The 2,025-nt window shown below is 74.7% G+C and carries 2 protein-coding genes; both read right to left on the minus strand.

From position 1 onward, the window contains the following. Positions 1 to 24 precede the first annotated feature (24 nt). A complete protein-coding gene (locus tag MW084_RS06945; protein WP_010474182.1) occupies positions 25 to 753 on the minus strand; it encodes a VIT1/CCC1 transporter family protein in 729 nt (242 codons plus the stop codon). Positions 754 to 997: 244 nt separating this feature from the next. Beyond that, the gene (lgt, locus tag MW084_RS06950) at positions 998 to 1,933 is read right to left on the minus strand and encodes a prolipoprotein diacylglyceryl transferase (RefSeq protein ID WP_010474183.1); all 936 of its coding nucleotides are present in this window, start codon (positions 1,931 to 1,933) and stop codon (positions 998 to 1,000) included. Positions 1,934 to 2,025 lie beyond the last annotated feature (92 nt).

The raw sequence follows: 2,025 nt of genomic DNA on the forward strand, positions 1-2,025 counted from the left end.
GNGCCGCCCGGGGGCCGGCCCGCCTCAGAGCACCGCGCCGAACAGCCCGCCCAGCGCGTACGTCACGGCCGCCGCGGCCCCGCCGAGGACCAGCTGCCGCAGGCCGCTGTACCACCAGCTGCGCGCCGTCACCCGCGCGACGAGCGCCCCGCAGGCGAACAGCCCGGCCAGCGCCAGCAGCACCGCGGGCCACAGCGCGGTCGCGCCCAGCAGGTACGGCAGGACGGGCAGCAGCGCGCCCAGGGCGAACGAGCCGAACGACGAGGCGGCGGCGACCAGCGGCGACGGCAGGTCGTCCGGGTCCACGCCCAGCTCCTCGCGGGCGTGGATCTCCAGCGCCTGCTCCGGGTCGCGGGACAGCTGCGCGGCCACCTCGCGGGCGAGGCGGGGCTCGACGCCGCGCGCCGCGTACAGCGCGGCCAGCTCCTCCATCTCGTCCGCCGGGTGCCTGCGCAGCTCCCGGCGCTCGACGTCCAGCTCGGCCTCGACCAGCTCCCGCTGCGAGGCGACGGAGGTGTACTCGCCGGCCGCCATGGAGAACGCGCCGGCGGCCAGACCCGCCAGACCGGCGATGACGACGGTCTGCTGCGCCGCCGAGCCTCCCGCCACACCGGTCATCAGCGCCAGGTTGGACACCAGCCCGTCCATCGCGCCGAACACCGCCGGACGGAGCCAGCCGCCGTTGACGTCGCGGTGCGTGTGGTTGTCGCGGTGGGCGACGTGCAGTGCGGCCTCGGTCTCGATGATGGACACGGCTCTCCCCTTGCTCTCACGGGCCTGACCCGCGCCTTCCCTCGATCGCCTTCGAAAATACGCCCGATGTAAGGGGTGCGCTAGCAAGGCAGGCTTTACTTAGTAAGGGTCGCCACACCACGGGGGCCGTCCGGCCGGGGCGGCCCCGGACGTACCGTCCGCAGGCCGGCGTGCCCCGGAACGGCGAAGCGGCCGCCGGGGCCCGTCGGGGTCCCGGCGACCGCTCGTCGCCCGAAGGCGGGGGTCAGGGTTTCCGCGGCGCTCCGGCGTCGGCCGTCGCACCGGTGGCCGGCTCGTCCTCGCCGGTCTTCTCCTCGCCGGCCCGCGCGCCCTCGGGCGCCGCGGTCCCGGTGGCGGGGCTCCCCGCGGCCGCCGGCTCCACGGTCTCCTCCCGGCCCGGCCGCCTGCGCGCCGACAGCACGATGTACGTCACGGCCAGCAGGAACACCACGGCCGCGGTCCACACGTTCAGGCGCAGGCCCAGGATGCGGTGGGCGTCGTCGACGCGCATGTACTCGATCCAGGCGCGGCCCGCGCAGTACGCGGCGACGTACAGGGCGAACGCCCGGCCGTGCCCCAGCGTGAACCGGCGGTCGGCCCAGATCACCAGGAGGGCGACGCCGACGCACCACAGCGACTCGTACAGGAACGTCGGGTGGTAGAGCCCGGCCTCGCGGTTCGGGCCCTCGCTGATCTCCAGCGCCCACGGGAGGTCCGTGGACCGGCCGTACAGCTCCTGGTTGAACCAGTTGCCCCAGCGGCCGATCGCCTGGGCGAAGGCGATGCCCGGGGCGATCGCGTCGGCGTACGCGGGCAGCGGGATCCCCCGGCGGCGGCAGCCGATCCAGGCGCCCACCGCGCCGAGCGCGATGGCGCCCCAGATGCCGAGGCCGCCCTCCCAGATCTTGAAGGCGTCGACCCAGTTCCGGCCCTCGCTGAAGTAGAGCTGGTAGTCGGTGACGACGTGGTAGAGCCGGCCGCCGACCAGGCCGAAGGGAACCGCCCAGACGGCGATGTCGGCCACGGTGCCGGCGGTGCCGCCCCGGGCGACCCATCGCCTGTTGCCGTACCAGACGGCGACGAAGACACCGATGATGATGCAGAAGGCGTAGCCGCGCAGCGGTACCGGTCCGAGGTGGATCACACCGGTCGACGGGCTGGGAATGTAGGCAAGGTCCATGGCACCACTGACGCTACCCTCTCGGGCCGGTGACCGGGCCGTCCGCCCGGCAAAGACTGGATAACGCCCGGTCGGGCCGGGCGNNGGCCNGG

Origin of the sequence: Streptomyces sudanensis, from assembly GCF_023614315.1 — a bacterium.
Lineage (GTDB): Bacteria > Actinomycetota > Actinomycetes > Streptomycetales > Streptomycetaceae > Streptomyces > Streptomyces sudanensis.